This window comes from Staphylococcus roterodami, from assembly GCA_022493055.1.
In the GTDB taxonomy this organism is placed as follows: Bacteria; Bacillota; Bacilli; order Staphylococcales; family Staphylococcaceae; genus Staphylococcus; species Staphylococcus singaporensis.
On the sequence record CP092781.1, the window covers coordinates 2,615,873 to 2,635,042 of the forward strand.

Here is a 19,170-nt window from a genome sequence, read left to right on the forward strand (position 1 = left end):
CTTTTATTATTGCTATGTTTTAAAATTTATATATTTAGACATACTGTATACTAATTAGTCTCTAGGTCCAACCCATTCAATGACATCTTCATATGCTTGACGTGTTTTATTTTTCGGTGGATTTTGTTGTCTGTAACCAAATGCGACCATCACTGATAAACCAAATTGATTAGTATCTAAGATGCCTTTATTCGCTAAAATATCTGTTACTGTATCCAGACTAAAACCTTCCATAGGACATGAATCTATACCTAACAATGCGGCTGTCGTCATCATATTGCCTAATGCGATATACGTTTGTTTACTTGACCAGTCATACAACGCTTGTTCATTATCACTAATATGGAAGTCCGCTTGGAAAGCATCAAATTTTTGTTCAACAGCTGGAATCGTTTCTGCTTCATATTTTTTAATATCTCGTAACATATGTTGCACATACGGTGATCTTGACGTTACATTTTTTCGCGCAAAAATTAACACAAAATGGCTCGCTGTATCTAATTGTTTCGCTGCGCCCCAACTGTGCGCTTTTAATTCATCACGTAACGCTTGATCTTGAATCACGACAAACTTCCAAGGTTCTAACCCAAGAGAACTTGGAGACAATCTACCTGACTCTAATATTGTTTCAAAATCTTCTTTCGAAACTTTCTTTTGTGGATCGAATTGCTTAGTCGCATGTCTGAAATGAAATGCATCCATAATTGTTTGATTCATATTGCTCATTGAACATAGCCTCCGATTTTTATATTTATTGCTATACAAATTATACTTCATGTTTTAAAAAGTCTAAAGTAATCCGTTTAGAATCTATTATAACTTGTGTACACGTTATAGGTTTTCTACAATTAAACACGTTTTTGAATTTTGGAAAATTTAGTGTTATAATATATTTGTGATATTTTTCACAATTAAATTGTAGCGTGATTTTAATGTGCATGACCTTTAATTTCACTCATTTACTTTTCAATCTTTTAAAAGCGAGGTTTTTAATAATGATAAAAATTATGTTCTTTGGTACGCGTGATTATGAGAAAGAGATGGCATTAAATTGGGGGAAAAAGAATAACGTCGAAGTAACTACTTCTAAAGAGCTATTATCAAGTGCTACTGTCGATCAATTAAAAGATTACGATGGCGTAACTACAATGCAATTTGGTAAGTTAGAAAATGACGTTTATCCTAAATTAGAATCTTACGGTATTAAACAAATTGCACAACGTACTGCTGGATTTGATATGTATGATTTAGATTTAGCTAAAAAACACAATATTGTGATATCTAACGTTCCAAGTTATTCACCTGAAACAATTGCAGAGTATTCTGTTTCTATCGCCCTACAATTAGTGCGTCGCTTCCCAGATATTGAACGCCGTGTACAAGCACATGATTTTACTTGGCAAGCAGAAATCATGTCTAAACCAGTTAAAAATATGACTGTTGCAATTATCGGTACTGGTCGTATCGGTGCTGCTACAGCTAAAATATATGCAGGATTTGGTGCTACAATTACAGCTTATGACGCTTATCCTAATAAAGATTTAGACTTTTTAACATACAAAGATAGTGTTAAAGAAGCTATTAAAGATGCTGATATTATTTCTTTACATGTTCCAGCGAACAAAGAAAGCTATCATTTATTCGATAAAGCTATGTTTGATCATGTGAAAAAAGGTGCAATCTTAGTTAACGCAGCACGTGGTGCAGTCATCAATACACCTGATTTAATCGCTGCAGTGAACGATGGTACTTTGTTAGGTGCTGCGATTGATACTTATGAAAATGAAGCAGCATACTTCACAAATGACTGGACTAATAAAGACATTGACGATAAAACATTATTAGAGTTAATCGAACATGAAAGAATTTTAGTAACACCACATATTGCTTTCTTCTCTGATGAAGCAGTACAAAACCTTGTTGAAGGTGGTTTAAACGCAGCATTATCTGTCATTAACACTGGTACATGTGAAACACGTTTAAATTAATATATATTTAAAAGCAAAGGCGCGCCATGTGCCTTTGCTTTTTATTTTGTTTATCTGTATCAAAATCGGTTTGATTAAAATCCGCATTATTTTATCATCTATTTAAATGATTGTAGTGCACTTATTTTACTATGGCATTATTGCATAACCTGTTTGAGATATATTAATATTTGATGATTCGTATTCAAAGTTTTCATTTAACATGTATTTAGTATCATGATAGCCGCTTCATTGATGATGTGCTACCTACTTGTTCAATACTTCTTGTTCGATAATTGTTAAAACACCTTGCTTATCGTTACTTGGAGCGACAGCCGAGGCAATATTGAACAATTCTTCATCATGACTATTTTCCATCACATAACTATGCTTAGAGAACGCAAGCATATCTTTATCATTATTCGCATCTCCGAAGGCCATGAGCTCTGAAGGAGACATTCCCCATTTATCTAACAATCGTTTTAAAGCCTGTCCTTTAGTCATGTTTGGCATAATAATATCAATACTATCGTGCCCACTTGAGACAAGTTTAATATCATTGCTGAATTGCGTCGCTACTTCTTCGTCAACTTTCGGATGCGTCTCACGATTAATATTAAATGCTATTTTGACATAATCATCCTCAGGTAATTGTTGTAGACTGTCAATTTCTTTTAACTGATGATAATAAAATCTCGTATCTTCTTTAAATGCTTCAGAAGTACGTTTCAAAATATACGCGCTTTTCAAACCACAGATGACGAGTTGATCAATACCTTGGTTCATATTTAAGTAATCGACAACTTGTTGAAACACCTGACGATTAAAGCTTTTATAATTATATAACTCATTGCCTTTATAAATAACTGCACCATTTTCAGAAATAAAATACATATCTCTGTCCCCGAAAATAGACTTCAACTTCGCATATTGATTACCACTCGCAGCAATAAATGTAATATCTCTATTTCTAAGTTCAGTAAAAATCGCTTCAAATCTAGGTTTATCGTATGTCTTTTTCGAATCTAAAAACGTCCCGTCCATATCTACCGCAATAGCCTTAACCATGATTATCCTCCTCATTGCTCTTTTAGTCGTCTTCATTATATCCATCTCATGACAAGCAATGAAGTTTGTCATACCACAATGAACCTATATTCACATTTTGAAATTGCTTTCATATATGCAAAACATATTACACTGGATATAGCATTCAGAGGCGCACACAAATTTCAGAATATTGTAAAAATATAACGTTATATTTATCATTTGGACAAAATATAGTGTGATATACTAATTTATAACATTTATACATAATGCGAAAGAATTTTTAAAAATATAATTAAATGTCAGTGTAATAAATCCCTTTATACATAGGAGTTGTATACATGAAACTAAATAACTATTCTTTAAAAGTTAAAAACAAACAACTAGTTGACAATTGTGATTTAAATTTCTATCTTGGTCAGATTAATCACATTGTTGGTAAAAATGGTGTGGGAAAATCTTTATTAGCTAAAGATTTCTTACTAAATAATAGTGGAAATATTCCTAAGTCCATTTCTCAAAATGTAACCTTAATATCAAGTTCATCAAATATTCCTAATGATATAACAAAAGATTTTTTATTATCATTGTTAAAATCAAAATTTAATAACAATCGACAAACCTTCGATAAGATTTATAACATACTAAACATCGAAGCAATACCGTCTAACGTACTATTAAAAAACTTGAGTGATGGTCAAAAACAAAAGCTTAAATTATTAAGTTTCTTATTGGAAGATCATGATTTAATTATATTAGATGAAATTACAAACGCTTTAGACAAGAAAACAGTTAATGAAATTTATGAATTTTTAAATGATTTTATTCAAAGCCATCAAACTAAAACTATTATCAATATTACACATAATTTATCCGATTTAAGTGCTTTGCCGGGTAAATACTTTATTTTTAAAGACCTTCAAATAGAAGAGTACCAATCAAAAGAAGAAGTCATAAATGATTACATTAATTTATAATTGAGGTGTCCACTTTGAAATTAGAATTTAAAAAAAGTATTTCCAATAAAATTATTTACACGCTTGGTGTGCTATTCATATTCCTTTTCTTACTTGGGTATTTTTTACCAATAGGTATAGACAAAGTTAAAAATTTAAGCTATAGCCAGTTTTTCTTCAGTTCATATACTGTTGCAACGCAATTAGGGTTCTTACTATTTTCATTTGTTATTGCATATTTTATTAATAAAGAGTATTCGAATAAAAATATCCTGTTTTATAAATTGATTGGCGATAATATCTTTACCTTCTTCTATAAAAAGGTAGCAGTGTTATTTTTTGAATGTTTAGTGTTCATAATTCTAAGTATCACAATTATTTCAATAATATATTCGGATTTCTCACATTACTTACTATTAATAATCTTATTTTCACTCGTTATCTTACAATATATCTTAGTTGTTGGAACGATTAGTATGGTTTCACCTAACATTTTAATCAGCTTAGGAATCAGCATTGTATATTGGATTGGTTCAGTCATCTTAGTTGCCATTAATAAAAATATATTTGGTATCGTTGCTCCATTTGAGGCGAGCAACACGATGTATCGTGCCATAGAAAAAATATTGAATAACGAGTCAACATTTATATGTCCTACTGAAATTATAAATACAGTATCATTCTTCGTTCTTCTACTTATAGTTAATACTATTGTCTTATTACTAAGTAGAAAGAGATGGTTGAAAATCGGTATGTAGTACATAAAAAGGAGCGGCATCCATTGTCGCTCCTTTTTATTATATATTTTTACAATCTCCACCAATGACACGTCGTCAATGTTACCTCACACCAAACAAAAAAACAGTCTCGCAATCAAGACTGTTTTCCACTCAATATATTCATCCATTAGCGTAATGGATTATTTGACTTCTGTAGCTACAAAGATTTTACGTTTTTCCCAAACGCCTGTCTTTTCATTGTAATCATCACAAGTAATTAATGTTAATTGTTTATCTTTACCTTTTTGTTCATCTAGAACTTCCACATCTGTAGGCTTAACATCTCTTATACTTGTCATTTTATACTTACGTGTTTCATTACCAACTTTAAAGTACACCATACTACCTTTTTTGGCTGCTTTAAGATTTGTAAATTGATAGTTCGGACGGTCAATGAAAGTGTGTCCTGCAATTGAAATATTTTGATCATCTAGTGATTCATTTTCTTCTGCAAAGCTTACACCTCTATTTAATTGTTCAGGTGTTGCTGGTCCTGGATATACTGGTTCTTTAATATCAGCATCTGGAATTTCAATATAGCCTGCCACTTTTGATTTATCTTTCGGAATCTGAGGTTTAGCTTGCTGCTTATTGTCTTTACTCGCCTGTTCTTTTACATTTTTATCATATTGTTCAATCTTTTCATCTTTATCTTTATCGTGAAGATAATTATCGATATGTGGTTTAGCAAACAAATATGCTGCCACTAGGATAAGTACTACACCAGCGATTGTCATTAATCGATTTGTCCATTTTTTCATACGTTAAGGCTCCTTTTATACATTTCACAATGCCTATTAACATTTCATATAGTATACCATTAATTATAAAATGACTCATAGCAATTCATTTTATAATATTAAATTTGCACATATATTGTCACGTTAGATTTCATTACACATATTTGCATTCAAATAACGAAACGTTTTTAATACATATTAAGGGGGAATTATTATGATTCGATGTGCTAAAAAAGAAGATTTAAACACTATATTAGCGATATACAACGATGCCATTATTAATACAACAGCTGTTTATACTTATAAACCGCAAACCATAGACGAACGTATCGCATGGTTTGAAACGAAACAACGTAATCATGAGCCTATCTTTGTATTTGAGGAAAATGGAAGTGTATTAGGGTTTGCGACGTTCGGTTCGTTTAGACCTTGGCCAGCATATCAATATACTATCGAGCATTCTATTTATGTCGATGCTTCAGCTAGAGGAAAAGGTATCGCTAGTCAATTATTACAGCGTTTAATTGTAGAGGCAAAAGCTAAAGGTTATCGTACACTTGTTGCTGGTATTGATGCTTCTAATGAAGCGAGTATTAAATTACATCAAAAATTCAATTTCAAGCATGCCGGCACACTAACCAATGTAGGCTATAAATTTGATTACTGGTTAGATTTAGCTTTTTATGAATTAGATTTAAAAGACTAGTAGTGTTTAAATCACATAATATAAACAAGACAACCATGTTAATTCACTTAACATAACATGCCAACATATAAAACTATAAACTTCTCAGGGACAATTTACATCGTCCCTTTTATTTTTTCATTTCAAATACTATCCCATAGCTTTGACTTAACGCTTTTTCTCAATAACAAAACGAATATAGTAAAACATGAAAACGATAATCATGCTGAGTGATAAAGATTTAAATAATAGATTGACCCACGTTCCCTCAGTCGTATATCCATATGTAATCGTTGTGTTAATGATGAATGCTATAAAGATGATTGATAGTCTTAGCATATCATCACTCCTTTTAAGTTATTTTAGATATACGGGGGCGCTTTTGCAATCACTATTTTGATTAGAATGAATTTACCATAAATTTTTCAACTTCATCATAGATAATTAAGAAGCATCTATCTGGTACTAATAATCCAGACAGATGCTTCTTCATATCAATATTTCGGCTCTATGTCAAATTGGACTGATGAGTTCAATATCGGAAGTTAGGCAACTAAACATTGCTTAACTTCCTTTTTACTTTTTGGAGCGTAAAGTTTTGAACATAATAATATTCGATTGCGCAAATGATTGTAACTTCCATAACCAAAAGATGTACGTTTAATTAATTTTATTTTGTTATTTATACCTTCTAAAGGACCATTTGATAAATTGTAATAATCAAATGTATTTTTTATAAAGTCTACATGTTTGTTAAGTGTCTTAATTGCTCGTTGGACAACTGAATGCGTTTGGGATAATGGCATATGTTTTAATTCGTGAATAAAGCCTTCATAATCATTATGTTTAAGTTTGAATCGTAGCTGATTGATATATTGGTAGGCGTCATTTAACGAATCATCTTGATCTAATAAATACTTGACGATACCCTTTTGTGTCTTCCATTCCTTAAATAAAGCTACTTTACGATATTCAAATGCCTCTAAATCTTCTCCAGGTTTTAATAGTAATTTCGCATATCTTTTAAACTTATTATATAACGGTTGATTCGTCGTTCTTAATTCATTCATAACAGCGACTCGAATACCATTTAAAGCACGATTTAATAATTGAACAATATGGAATCGATCGATAACTATTTTAGCGTTCGGAAACATCTCTTTAATCAATGTCATATAGCCTTCATGCATATCAATGGAAACAGTCTTTACACGTTTTCTAGCTTTAAGTGAAAAACGATAAAAATACTTTTTCAACTCACTTAATCTACGATCTTCAACAATATCAATAATATGATGCGTTTGTGCATCAGCGTATATAAAACTCATTTTCCCAGAAACATTTTTAACACTTTTAAATTCATCCATCATGATATGTTCAGGAAGTGCAGAATACGGCGATTGATGAAGCGATTGAGCGACCTCATCAATGATACGAGAAACTGTAGTAGCTGACACAGAGCAGGATTTCGCTATAGATTTTTCAGAACGAATTTCTCTTCGCTTTATTAAGTACAGCTGATCGTGTTTTTTTTGATATAAAACAGTATTTATCAACTTCAGGTGTTTCGGCTGTAAAGTATCGTTCGCACGTTTTACATTTAAAACGTTGCTTACGCAACATGATATAAGTTGGATATTCGGAGATTTTAGGCATAGTGATTCTAGAAGTCTTAGATCCATTTTTGATTAAATTACCATTAATGTTTTTACAATTGCAGTTTGGGCACACCTCAGGTGTATAGATTAGTTTTGCGTAATAAAAGAAACACTTTCTCCCTTTATACTCAATTTTCTCAAGTTTACCGTCAAAAACAATATTTTTATCTTTAAAATCAAAGGTATTTAGTATAACATTATTCATAGGCGCATTATCTCCTTTAGTTATTTGTTTAGGCACTTTTAATTATAGAGATAATTGCGCTTTTTTTATATTCAAAATCAAAAAATCGGACAGATGAAAAGTAAAAAACTTTTCCATCAGTCCGATTTATTATAGAACCAATATTTCATTGTTATTTCATTAATTATTTTTAACCATATCTTCAGCTGTGCCAAAAATTTTACGTTTAATTGCTTCTCCAGTTGGTGTACCTGCTAATCCACCCAATCCAGTTTCACGTAATGATGCAGGAAGGTTACGACCAACCTTATCCATTGCTTCAATAACTTCATCAACAGGAATTCTACTTTCAATACCTGCTAATGCTAAATCTGCTGAAATTAAAGCGTTACCCGAACCAATTGCATTTCTCATAACACAAGGTATTTCAACAAGTCCTGCTACTGGATCACAAACTAAACCTAATAAATTACTTATCGCTAGTGCCATTGCATGCCCGGATGCTTCTGGCGATCCACCGAAAATAGCTACTGCTGCAGCTGCCGCCATTGCAGAGGCTGAACCAACTTCTGCTTGGCACCCACCTGTCGCACCAGCTACACTTGCATTGTTCGCTACGACACGTCCAAACAACGCTGATGTAAATAAGAAATCAATCATTTGATCTTCTGTTAAGTCGTGTGTTTTTTCTAATTTAAAAAGTGCACCGGGAATGGTACCCGAGGAACCGGCTGTTGGCGTTGCACAAATAATACCCATAGCGGCATTGACTTCATTTGTTGCGATGGCACCTTTTACTGCGTCAATCATTTCATATCCAGACAAAGCATGATGCGTTTCATTATAATCACGTAATTTTGCTGCGTCATGACCAGTGTAGCCCGTTACACTTTCAACACCGTCACCTGTAGTACCTTTGATTACTGCGTCTCTCATGACGTCTAAATTTTGTTTCATTTGCGCGCGCACTTCATCACGTGATTTACCGCTTAATTCCATTTCTTCTTTAACCATGATTTCCGCAAATGACATTTTATTTTCTACGGCATAATCTATAGTCTCTCTAATTGAATCAAACATGTTTATTCCCCCTCTAATTTATATAGGAAACGTTTAAGTCACTGTATTTATCTTTAATTGTATTTAATGTTGATTCTGAGATGGCTTTATTTAATGGTAATACTACCAAACATTTATCTTCATCTATCTTAATCAGTTCATCTTTACAGTCTAATTTCATATCATTGATATCATTAATGAAATGATTTACTTGTGCTTTAGTCATATTTCCGTCGACAACTAAAATTGGTAATCCATGGTTTAACTCTACTTCTAATCCATTTATATGAATACCTTTAATTTTAATAGTACCACCACCTATTGAAATACCTATAATTTCAATGTAACGTCCATCGTTACTAAACGATTTAATGTAAGCACAGTTTGGATGTTGACCGATACTGTCCCCATCTTCTTCAATGATATCTATTTTAATACCATCATCAGCTGCAATTTCTAATGAAGATTTAATTCGGTTATCAAATGTTGAATATCCCATTGCTCCACCAACAATAGCGACATCTGTACCATGTCCTTGGTGTGTTTGAGCAAATGATTCATAATAATGTATTTCAATATTTTTAGGAACATCTCCCAAAATTGCACGTGCTGAATTTCCAATCTTTACTGCACCAGCTGTATGAGAACTTGATGGTCCCATCATAACTGGTCCAATAATATCGAAAGCACTTTGATAATCATAGCTCTTTGCCATAATTAAACACTCTCCTTAATACGATTCTTTTTGCTCGGCATTTTAAAGTTGATATTCATTAAATTAAACTTATTAATTAGCGTTCCAATGATATAGGCTAAGACAATGCTGACAATAATCACTGTTACGATTGTTACAATTGATGTCACTGCATTATTAAAGCCAAACAATACGATAGCTCCGGCGATTGGTGTTGCCATACCTTTAACACCTATTACTAATCCGCTAAATGTCACGATACATGCGTTGACAACTCCAATAAGTGCATTTGTACCATATAGTTGTACTGGGTATTGTGCTATTAAATCGATTTGTGTCAATGGTTCAATACAAACTGCAAATGCTTTTGAAGGTCCACCAATATTTAATTTTCGGAATAAAATAAGGTTAACAAATGAGCTACCTGTACATGTTAGTGCTCCAATAGCCATAGGAACACCTGTAAGTCCTAATAAACTTGTTAATACCATTGAACTTAGCGGCGTCATACCTGTAACTGGAATTACTAGTCCTAAAATGACCGCTAATGCATATGGATTATTGTCACCTACTGCTGTGACAGCACTACCTATTTGTTTTAATGTTGCCAACACACCAGGTGTGATAATTGATGCAAGTCCGAAGGCAATTGCTGGTGCAAATAAGATCACCACAATTAAGTCCAAGCCTTCTGGAACTTTCTTTTCAATCCATTTAATTAAAAAAGCTACACCATAAGCTGCGATGAATGCTGGTAATAATTTAAAGTCATGTAATACTAAACCAACAATGACCGCAAATACTGGTGCAACACCTAAGTTTAAGCATGTTAGAATACCTACTGCGATACCGCTTAAACTTCCTGCTAAATCCCCAATATCTTGCAGAAATTTAATATCAAATACGCCACCAATAGCATAACTTAAGAATGCTTGTGGTAGAAATGTCGCACAAGCTGCACCGGATAATGCTTGTAGTCCTTGTTTACCGTACGGTGCATACTTTAAAAATAGCGTCATGATCACTAAAACCAAGACTAATGTGCCTACACCTAACAGAATATCCATTTCCCAAAAACCTCTCTCTATGTTTATTTTATTTTCAGACCATAAACATCGTACACCCTTAAGAAAACGTTTTCAACTTTTATCTGTTATCAAATCAAATATTTAAGTGAAATATTTCATATTTGTGAAAGATTTTTAAAATGGATTGTTTCAAAAACTACTTATGTTGTCATTAATATTTACTAATTAACTTTTTACTCTATATTTCAAACAGTTGTGTGACAGTTTTTTGATAACTTTTTTACATCTGAAAGTAAGTAATATTTCTAAAAGCTTTTAATATTTATGCATTTTATCTTTCGAGCTATTTATTTTTGTTTTTGTGCTGTGTTTATAAAACCGCACACTATATTCAAAAATAACTTATTACACATATATTTGCAATACGATAATTAAAGTAGGATATTATTTTTTAGTTTTCTGATAGGAATGATGATACCTTTCAGGTTGGTCCTTTACTTTTTTTAATCTCAAATTTACATTGAATTAACAATAAATCGTTATACTGAAGATGAAAATAATTACCATAACTAAATGGAGGCGGTATAGATGCAATTAAGTCATTCCGTTAAAGTTGCAATTTCTATCTATTTAGCACTTATCTTTATAACGTTCACTTCTTATTTAGTCATTATTTTATATACAAGTATGACTGGGCATGATGTATCACATTTCGTGTTAGATAGTCAGCATACACATCACGGAGCACTTTCACAAAAGCATTTGAGTTTGCCTGAAATTTCATTTAAATAATCCTCATCTTACTATCTATAAAATTCCATAACCATTGTTGTTTAAATCCTCATCTAGATACATTCATCTTAGATGTTTTTTTTATTTTCCCATTTCCCTCTCCTTTAAAAGTCGATATAATAAACTAAATCATTATCGAACACTGACATTTTCTATTTCGTCGGTGTTAAAGTTTTAAGGGGTGAGATATTTGACGAAAAATCATTCAACAATGCGCTTAAAAGGTATTTTATTAGCAATAATAGGCGCGTGTTTATGGGGATTGGGTGGTACAGTATCCGATTTTCTTTTTAAACATCATAATATCGATATCGATTGGTACGTCACTGCTCGACTTGTAATTAGTGGTATTTTCTTACTTATTATGTACAAAATGATGCAACCCAAACGTTCCATATTTAGCGTGTTCCAAGATCGACGAATGCTAGGTAAGTTATTGATCTTCAGTATACTCGGTATGTTAGTCGTACAGTACGCTTATATGGCATCTATTAATACAGGTAACGCTGCTATCGCGACACTTTTACAATATATTGCACCTGTGTATATCATTGTTTGGTTTGTTTTAAGAGGCGTTGCTAAACTTACATTATTTGATGTACTTGCTATTGTCATGACATTAGTAGGCACATTTTTATTATTAACTAACGGTTCATTTTCTAACTTAGTCGTTAATCCTGCAAGTTTATTCTGGGGAATTTTGGCTGGTGTTGCACTCGCTTTTTACACAATTTATCCATCAGACTTACTTAACCGCTTCGGTTCGATTCTAATTGTCGGGTGGGCGATGCTTATATCTGGCATTGCAATGAATTTGCGTCATCCAATTTGGCACGTCAATATTTCAGATTGGGAATTATCTACAATTTTATTTTTACTATTTGGAATTATCGGCGGAACTGCACTCGCATTTTATTTCTTTATCGACAGTTTACAATACATATCAGCGAAAGAAACAACATTATTCGGAACTGTTGAACCTGTCGTAGCAGTCATCGCAAGCAGTCTATGGTTACACGTGGCGTTCAAATCATTTCAGATTGTCGGCATTGTTTTAATCATGATTTTGATATTATTACTATCACTTAAAAGACAACCTAAAGAAATAGATGAATAAGAAAACTCTGATTATCCTTTAGCAAGTATCTACTATTTAACAATGTAGCTACATTGTAGGTGATATCAGAGTTTTTTATTTTAGTTAATAATATTTTTAATTTGGTATAAAAAGCGTCGGCGCTCTGGTATTGGGAATACTGGATAAATATGAAATTGGTAATATCCAGGTATAAAGTCATGTTCTATACCTTTTGCACTCAACAATTGTGATAAGTTCAATGCATCAGGATACAGCACTTCTTTTGTACCAACAGTTAAGGTAATTCGTCCTAAACCATCTAAGTCACCGTTAATTGGTGATACTTTGTAATCATCTAATGGTGTGTCACCTGCCCATTGCTCAGCTAAATAAACACTACCTTCAACACCTACCATTGGATCTTTCTTTAAGTAGTCAGGAACTTCTGGATGGCGCATCGTTGCATCTAATACTGGTGAAATCAAAACAATATGTCCTGGTTGAGCTATATGCTTTTCTTTTAATAATTGTGCAAATGATAAAGCGATTTGACCACCGGCAGAGTCACCCATCACAACGATTTGTTTAGAATCTGCTACTTGATTCAATAAATCATGATATAACTTTTCAAAAAGCACATACGTCGCTTGATAATCTTGATGCGGAATCTTCGGATACACCGGCATGATTACTTTAGCATCTAAAATTTCAGCAAGTTCATCAATAAATTCGAAATGAATTTTAAGCGGATCTTGGAACCATGCGCCACCATGTGCATATAATACCACTCGTTGATGCTTGTCTTCTTTATTGTTAATAGTATAAACGGTTGAACCGTATTGCTCATCCACTGTTACTGGCATCTTAAACTGATAATTGGTGCCCTCATATTCACCTGCTGTCTGTGGCGCCATTTTTTCTAGTGCTTTCTTCGCTTCTTCTTTATACATAAAACGACGCTTAGCTCTTGATAAGCGTATGCCTTGTTCTAACATATAACTTTTCACACTGCGTTTTTCTTTAATTCTAATATGTGCGTATGCCGCTACTAAAAATCCCAACGCAAATGTAGTCCATTTTTTACGCATTTGTCGTCACTCCTCTTTGATGTTTTCTACTATAGTATTAATGTACCATGCTCATTCTCATTGCTGCCAATATTTACTGGGAAATAAAGGGGGAAGTTTACTTTGATTAGGAAATGCAAATCATTTATGGTTAATCATTTTCGATATTAACGCTCATCTTCATCGTTATTTAAACTATTATTCATTTGGTTAAGATGGTGTTCAAAACGTTGCATATCGATAAATCGGCCTTGACGATGCATTTCTTTTCCATCCATAAAAATTAAATCAACAGGTACTGTGAAAATATTCAACTCTCCAGCAATAGCTTCCACATGGCTTTGATTTATCACAGCTAATGGTACATTCGGATATGCCTGCATCAAGTCTTCAATTTGTGGTAAGACAGCATGACAAACACTACATTGATCTCTCATGACATGTACGACTGCTAACGGATATTGATGAATAAATGCTTGGAATGCTTCGACACTATTTAATTGCTTAACCATTTCGAACACCTTCTTACGTTTTTTATTTTTAATACGGTCATTATTTGGTAATTAAAATGTCTTGAAATACTTGTGGAACACGTGTAATTTTCTTATCGCTCAATCTATAAAAACCTCCTGTCTGTGTACCAATGCAATGCACACCACTTTGAGACACAATTTCAAACTTAAATACCCATTTCATTTTACTTGCTTTAACTAAATATATGCGACCTACTGGTTTATCATGAATCGTTACTGGTACTTTGTATTCCGCTTCAGTTTTCATAAGTATAGGTGAAATGCCTTGATTGATCATTGTTGAGTAATTCATATGCTGATTTATAAAAACTGTTCTCAAATCTTCGAACCATCTAATATAAACGATATTACTGACGACACCCATTGCATCAATGTCGTAACCATTTACTTCGATTTCTTTCTCTGCAACTAACAATCCTTCTGTTGTCATAATGACAAATCTCCTAACATTACAAATTGATTTAAAATCATGTTAATTTATTTTTATTACTTTCATGAAAAAAATACAAGCAATTGAACTTTATTAAAGAAAATCATATTTCTAATTGAAGATATTAATTTGTCTAGTCGCGAAGATGCTTTTTTATAAAATGTACAAAAAGCACAATCTCTACTTTATATACCACAAACTAACATCTATGCCATTGCTATACATCATTGCGCACTAAAAAGACAGCAGCTTCATTTTAAGCTACTGCCTTTTATAAAAGTATTCTCTTCCAAATCTCTAATTCACGTATGAACTACGATGACTAAAAAATCATTCATTTAAAATGCTTTTTCATTTTCAATCATTATTTAACTGTCATAATTAATTTACCAGGATCAACATCTTGTACATCTTCAATGATAAGTTCTTTATCTTCAAGATTTGTAATAATAATTGGTGTTACAATGCTTGGCGCATGCTCTTTCAAGTATGCTAAATTCACTTTCATTAACGGTTGACCTTGTGTCACTTTTTCATCCACATTAATTAGACTTTCGAATCCTTCGCCATTAAGTTTTACTGTATCAATACCAATATGAATTAATACTTCTACACCACTTTCAGATTCTAAACCTATCGCATGTTTTGTAGGGAAGATTGATTTCACCGTACCATCAAATGGCGCCACAATTTCACCTTTTTCAGGAATAAATCCTACACCGTCGCCCATCATTTTACCAGCGAATACTTGATCAGGTACTTCTGATAATGGAATGATTTGACCAACACCTGGTGCATAGATATCTGTTGTTCCAAGTGCTTCTACGTGAACTGGTTCATCTGACATTTCTTCAGTCACTGTCGTTTCACTTGGTTTCGTAATTTCACCACTCATAATCTTCGCCATATCATGTTTAATTTGATCTGATTTTGGACCGAAGATAGCTTGCATATTGTTACCAACTTCTAATACACCTGAAGCACCTAAAGCTTTAATGCCTGCTACATCCACTTTTGATTTATCAACCACTTCTACGCGTAAACGTGTAATACAAGCATCTAAATGTTTAATATTTTCTTTTCCACCCATTGCATCTAAGACATCAAATGGTAATTTAGCGACGCTAGAGTTACGAATTTCAGTTTCTTCATCTTCACGACCTGGTGTTTTTAATTTAAACTTGCGAATCGCAAAATCGAATAAGAAGTAATACACAATTGCGTATACGATACCGACAGGAATAACTAATAATGCATGGGTACGATCCCAGTTTAATAAACCATATAAAATATAATCTATGAATCCACCTGAGAATGTCATACCAATTTTAACGCCTAATAAATGCATCACTAAGAATGAAGTACCAGCTAATATTACATGAATACCGTAAAGTACTGGTGCTACAAATAAGAATGAAAATTCTAATGGCTCAGTGATACCAGTTAAAAATGCAGTTAATCCTGCTGATAACATTAAACCACCAACAACTTTTTTACGTTCTGGGCGTGCATTTTTATAAATAGCAAATGCTGCCGCTGGTAAACCAAACATCATGAATGGGTATTTACCAGTAGTAAATGCACCAGCAGTAAATGGTACGCCATCTTTCAATTGTGCCATCCAAATACGTTGGTCACCACGAACTAATTCACCTGCATGATCTGTATAACTTCCGAATTCAAACCAGAACGGTGAATAGAAAATATGATGTAAACCAAATGGAATTAATGAACGCTCAATAATACCGAATATAAACGTTGTTAATGTTAAGTTTTTATTTAATAAGAAATTCGATAAACCATTTAATCCGTCTTGAATTGGAGGCCATGCAAAGCTTAAAACTACACCTGTTACAATAGCTACAACCGAAGTCACAATCGGAACAAATCGTTTACCTGCAAAGAATCCTAAAAATGGTGGTAACGTTATGTTATAAAACTTGTTGTAACACCATGCTGCTAAAGCACCCATGATAATACCACCAAATACACCCGTTTGTAATGTTGGAATCCCTAATACTAAAGCATGTGCTGGATCTTTCGCTGCTTGACTTAATTCTTTTGCACCTTTGGCATATGAGAAAATATCATCAATTGTAATATGCAACACTTTTCCCATGGTTGCATTCATAATTAAATAACCTACTAATGCTGCTAATGCTGCAACACCGTCTCCTCCTGCCAATCCAAGTGCTGTACCAACTGCAAATAATAATGGCAAGTTATCAAATACAACTTGTCCTGCTGCTTCCATGACCGACGAAATCATTACAATGATATCGTTTTTTAACCATGGTGCTATTTCTACTAATTGTTCGTTATGCATTGCGTTACCAAATGCTAGTAAAATACCAGCTGCTGGTAAAATCGCAACAGGTAACATTAATGCTTTACCGATACGTTGCAATTGTCCAAACAATTTCTTAAACATATAAACATCCCCTATCTCAAATTCCGCTTCCATGTACAAAAAAGCAGGCATGAACAAACAAGACTATCATCATAGTACGGTTGTTTGCTCATGCCTGCATTACCAGTAACACGCAAGTGATATGTAATTCATAGCTATTATACATATTTATAAAAGCGTTTTCAATAACTTTTTTAAAATATTATAATCACTATAATACGACGCTTTATGAAAACAAATAAAACGGTAACTTCTATTTAATTCAAACAGAAATTACCGTTTATAGCTAAATTGAATTCTGAAAACCAATCAACAGATTATAAGAAACGTTTTGCTGCCACTGAAATTGGTGGAATTTGATCTAAATCTAAATGTTTATCTTCAGTAATAGATCTGAATGCCCATTTACCATAACCAAGTGCCTCTTCATTTACAATTTTACCTGGTAATGGCGCAGCATTAGGATCAACATATACATCTACAATCGTTGGTACATCTTGTGCTAATGCCTCTTCGACAATAGCATCTACTTCGCTAGCACTTTTAATTGTATAACCTTTACCACCAGCTGCCTCAGCAAATTTTGCATGATCCATATCAGAGAAATCAACTGCATATTCTAATTCACCAGCTGCTTGTTGTTCATATTTAATAAATGCTAACTGTTTGTTATTAAGTACAAATACAGTTAAAGGTAAATCATATTGTACTGCTGTAGCGAAGTCTTGCATTACCATTTGGAATGCACCGTCACCAGCAATGGCAATCGCTTGTCTATTTGGATATGCAATTTTTGATGCCATAGCTCCTGGAAGACCGCAACCCATTGTACCTAACCAACTTGAAATGATGAACTTGTTGTTCACACCAAGATTTAAATAACGTGTAGACCAAACTGTTGCAGTACCAACATCTGCTGAAATTACTGCATCATCTTTAATAAATTTGTTAATTGATGCCATTAAACGTTCTGGACGTAATGGTTTGCTATTATTATTTTTATCTTGTTCCATCCATTTATCCCAAACCGCTTTACGTTCTAACGTTTTGTTTAAAAATGGTCTTTCCGCAACATGTTTAATATTTTCAGTTAACTGATGCAATGCAATTTTACTGTCTCCAACAATTCCTACATTAATATTAAAACGATGTCCGATATTTTTAGGATTTGTGTCGATTTGGATTGCTTTAATATTTTTCTTAGGTAAGTAATCTACATATGGATAGTTTGTACCTACCATAATTAGTAAATCTGCATCCTGCATTGTCTGATATGATGTTTTTGTACCTATTTTACCTAAGTTACCAATACTGTATGGATGGTCATCCGGTAAGATTGTCTTAGCAGGTAATGAATGAACGACTGGAATTTTTGCCGCTTCAACAAACGCACGTAGCTCATCTTTCGCATGTTTCGCACCAACACCAATCAACATAACCGGCTTTTTACTCTTATTGATTAATTTAACCGCTTTTTTAATGTCTTTATATTTTGGTGATACAACAGTTGGTCTTGATGTATCTACTGGTTTATTTGTTGTGTCTTTAATTTTTTCAGTTAATAAGTCGTTTGGACAAATTACGACAGCGACACCTTTTTGTTCATATGCCGTACGAATAGCTTCGTTAACGATTTCAAATACATTATCACCTTTTTCAATTTGGTGATTATAAACAGCTACATCTTCACATAATTTTTGTAAATTCGTTTCTTGGAACGCTTTCGTTCCAAGCGCTGTACTATTCGTTTGCCCAGATAAAATTAATTGTGGTACGTTATCCATTTTGGCATCATACATACCATTTAATAAATGGATTAAACCAGGTCCACCAATACTTAATGCAACGCCGATTTTACCCGTAAGTTTTGTATAACCTGCAGCTGCTAAACTTGCTACTTCTTCATGTCGTACATGATAAAACTTAAATTGGTCTCTTACAGTACGTAAACTATCCACAACTGCATCGATTGAGTCTCCCGGAATACCATATAAGTGATCTATATCCCATGCTTGTAATGCTTTTACTAATGCTTCATTTGCTTTAATTTTTGCCATTATTAC

General features: G+C 33.1%; 18 protein-coding genes and 2 pseudogenes. 7 read left to right on the top strand and 13 right to left on the bottom strand.

What is annotated here, in order from left to right:
• Window positions 1-54 precede the first annotated feature (54 nt).
• Window positions 55-726 carry an NAD(P)H-dependent oxidoreductase gene (locus ML436_12830; GenBank protein ID UMT77993.1) on the bottom strand — a complete coding sequence of 224 codons (672 nt, stop codon included), beginning with the start codon at window positions 724-726 and terminating at the stop codon, window positions 55-57.
• A gap of 269 nt (window positions 727-995) precedes the next feature.
• Here ML436_12830 and ML436_12835 point away from each other — a divergent pair, with 269 nt between their 5' ends.
• Entirely contained in the window at window positions 996-1,988 is a 993-nt protein-coding gene (locus ML436_12835) for a D-lactate dehydrogenase (protein UMT77994.1), read from the top strand.
• A 246-nt stretch (window positions 1,989-2,234) separates the two neighbouring features.
• Here the strand turns inward: ML436_12835 and ML436_12840 are convergent, their stop codons facing one another.
• Window positions 2,235-3,035 carry a Cof-type HAD-IIB family hydrolase gene (locus ML436_12840; GenBank protein ID UMT77995.1) on the bottom strand — a complete coding sequence of 267 codons (801 nt, stop codon included), beginning with the start codon at window positions 3,033-3,035 and terminating at the stop codon, window positions 2,235-2,237.
• A 320-nt stretch (window positions 3,036-3,355) separates the two neighbouring features.
• Here ML436_12840 and ML436_12845 point away from each other — a divergent pair, with 320 nt between their 5' ends.
• Complete coding sequence (locus ML436_12845; GenBank protein UMT77996.1) at window positions 3,356-3,991, top strand: ATP-binding cassette domain-containing protein; 636 nt, start codon at window positions 3,356-3,358, stop codon at window positions 3,989-3,991.
• A 5-nt stretch (window positions 3,992-3,996) separates the two neighbouring features.
• Window positions 3,997-4,728, top strand: a complete 732-nt coding sequence (locus ML436_12850; GenBank protein UMT77997.1) for a peptide ABC transporter permease — start codon at window positions 3,997-3,999, stop codon at window positions 4,726-4,728.
• Window positions 4,729-4,889: 161 nt separating this feature from the next.
• Here the strand turns inward: ML436_12850 and srtA are convergent, their stop codons facing one another.
• Window positions 4,890-5,510 carry a class A sortase SrtA gene (srtA, locus tag ML436_12855; GenBank protein UMT77998.1) on the bottom strand — a complete coding sequence of 207 codons (621 nt, stop codon included), beginning with the start codon at window positions 5,508-5,510 and terminating at the stop codon, window positions 4,890-4,892.
• Window positions 5,511-5,703: 193 nt separating this feature from the next.
• On the opposite strand from srtA, the gene ML436_12860 reads away from it, so the two are divergent.
• Complete coding sequence (locus tag ML436_12860) at window positions 5,704-6,195, top strand: GNAT family N-acetyltransferase (protein ID UMT77999.1); 492 nt, start codon at window positions 5,704-5,706, stop codon at window positions 6,193-6,195.
• Between the two features lie 147 nt (window positions 6,196-6,342).
• Here ML436_12860 and ML436_12865 read toward each other — a convergent pair whose 3' ends face one another.
• Window positions 6,343-6,513 carry a hypothetical protein gene (locus ML436_12865; protein UMT78000.1) on the bottom strand — a complete coding sequence of 57 codons (171 nt, stop codon included), beginning with the start codon at window positions 6,511-6,513 and terminating at the stop codon, window positions 6,343-6,345.
• A gap of 166 nt (window positions 6,514-6,679) precedes the next feature.
• Here ML436_12865 and ML436_12870 point away from each other — a divergent pair.
• Window positions 6,680-6,742, top strand: a pseudogene (locus ML436_12870) (hypothetical protein).
• Here the strand turns inward: ML436_12870 and ML436_12875 are convergent.
• The 4 genes and pseudogenes from ML436_12875 to ML436_12890 form a co-directional block, all read right to left on the bottom strand.
• Window positions 6,720-8,037 (bottom strand): annotated as a pseudogene (locus tag ML436_12875) (ISL3 family transposase). The pseudogenes ML436_12870 and ML436_12875 overlap by 23 nt on opposite strands.
• Before the next feature lie 159 nt (window positions 8,038-8,196).
• Window positions 8,197-9,096 carry an L-serine ammonia-lyase, iron-sulfur-dependent, subunit alpha gene (gene sdaAA, locus ML436_12880; protein UMT78001.1) on the bottom strand — a complete coding sequence of 300 codons (900 nt, stop codon included), beginning with the start codon at window positions 9,094-9,096 and terminating at the stop codon, window positions 8,197-8,199.
• Window positions 9,097-9,109: 13 nt separating this feature from the next.
• A complete protein-coding gene (gene sdaAB / locus ML436_12885) occupies window positions 9,110-9,790 on the bottom strand; it encodes an L-serine ammonia-lyase, iron-sulfur-dependent subunit beta (GenBank protein ID UMT78002.1) in 681 nt (226 codons plus the stop codon).
• Between the two features lie 2 nt (window positions 9,791-9,792).
• Window positions 9,793-10,836 (bottom strand): PTS fructose transporter subunit IIC, encoded by a 1,044-nt coding sequence (locus tag ML436_12890; protein ID UMT78003.1) that lies wholly within the window; start codon window positions 10,834-10,836, stop codon window positions 9,793-9,795.
• 549 nt (window positions 10,837-11,385) lie between these two features.
• Here ML436_12890 and ML436_12895 point away from each other — a divergent pair.
• Both ML436_12895 and ML436_12900 read left to right on the top strand, forming a co-directional pair.
• On the top strand, window positions 11,386-11,589 hold the full coding sequence (locus ML436_12895; protein UMT78004.1) for a hypothetical protein: 204 nt from the start codon (window positions 11,386-11,388) through the stop codon (window positions 11,587-11,589).
• A gap of 181 nt (window positions 11,590-11,770) precedes the next feature.
• Complete coding sequence (locus ML436_12900; GenBank protein UMT78005.1) at window positions 11,771-12,706, top strand: DMT family transporter; 936 nt, start codon at window positions 11,771-11,773, stop codon at window positions 12,704-12,706.
• Between the two features lie 80 nt (window positions 12,707-12,786).
• Here ML436_12900 and ML436_12905 read toward each other — a convergent pair whose 3' ends face one another.
• The 5 genes from ML436_12905 to ML436_12925 form a co-directional block, all read right to left on the bottom strand.
• Window positions 12,787-13,755 carry an alpha/beta hydrolase gene (locus tag ML436_12905; protein ID UMT78006.1) on the bottom strand — a complete coding sequence of 323 codons (969 nt, stop codon included), beginning with the start codon at window positions 13,753-13,755 and terminating at the stop codon, window positions 12,787-12,789.
• A 146-nt stretch (window positions 13,756-13,901) separates the two neighbouring features.
• Window positions 13,902-14,246, bottom strand: a complete 345-nt coding sequence (locus ML436_12910; GenBank protein UMT78007.1) for a thioredoxin family protein — start codon at window positions 14,244-14,246, stop codon at window positions 13,902-13,904.
• 40 nt (window positions 14,247-14,286) lie between these two features.
• The gene (locus ML436_12915) at window positions 14,287-14,697 is read right to left on the bottom strand and encodes an acyl-CoA thioesterase (protein ID UMT78008.1); all 411 of its coding nucleotides are present in this window, start codon (window positions 14,695-14,697) and stop codon (window positions 14,287-14,289) included.
• A 364-nt stretch (window positions 14,698-15,061) separates the two neighbouring features.
• Window positions 15,062-17,128, bottom strand: a complete 2,067-nt coding sequence (gene ptsG, locus ML436_12920; protein UMT78009.1) for a glucose-specific PTS transporter subunit IIBC — start codon at window positions 17,126-17,128, stop codon at window positions 15,062-15,064.
• A 296-nt stretch (window positions 17,129-17,424) separates the two neighbouring features.
• Complete coding sequence (locus tag ML436_12925) at window positions 17,425-19,164, bottom strand: pyruvate oxidase (protein ID UMT78010.1); 1,740 nt, start codon at window positions 19,162-19,164, stop codon at window positions 17,425-17,427.
• Window positions 19,165-19,170: the final 6 nt, after the last annotated feature.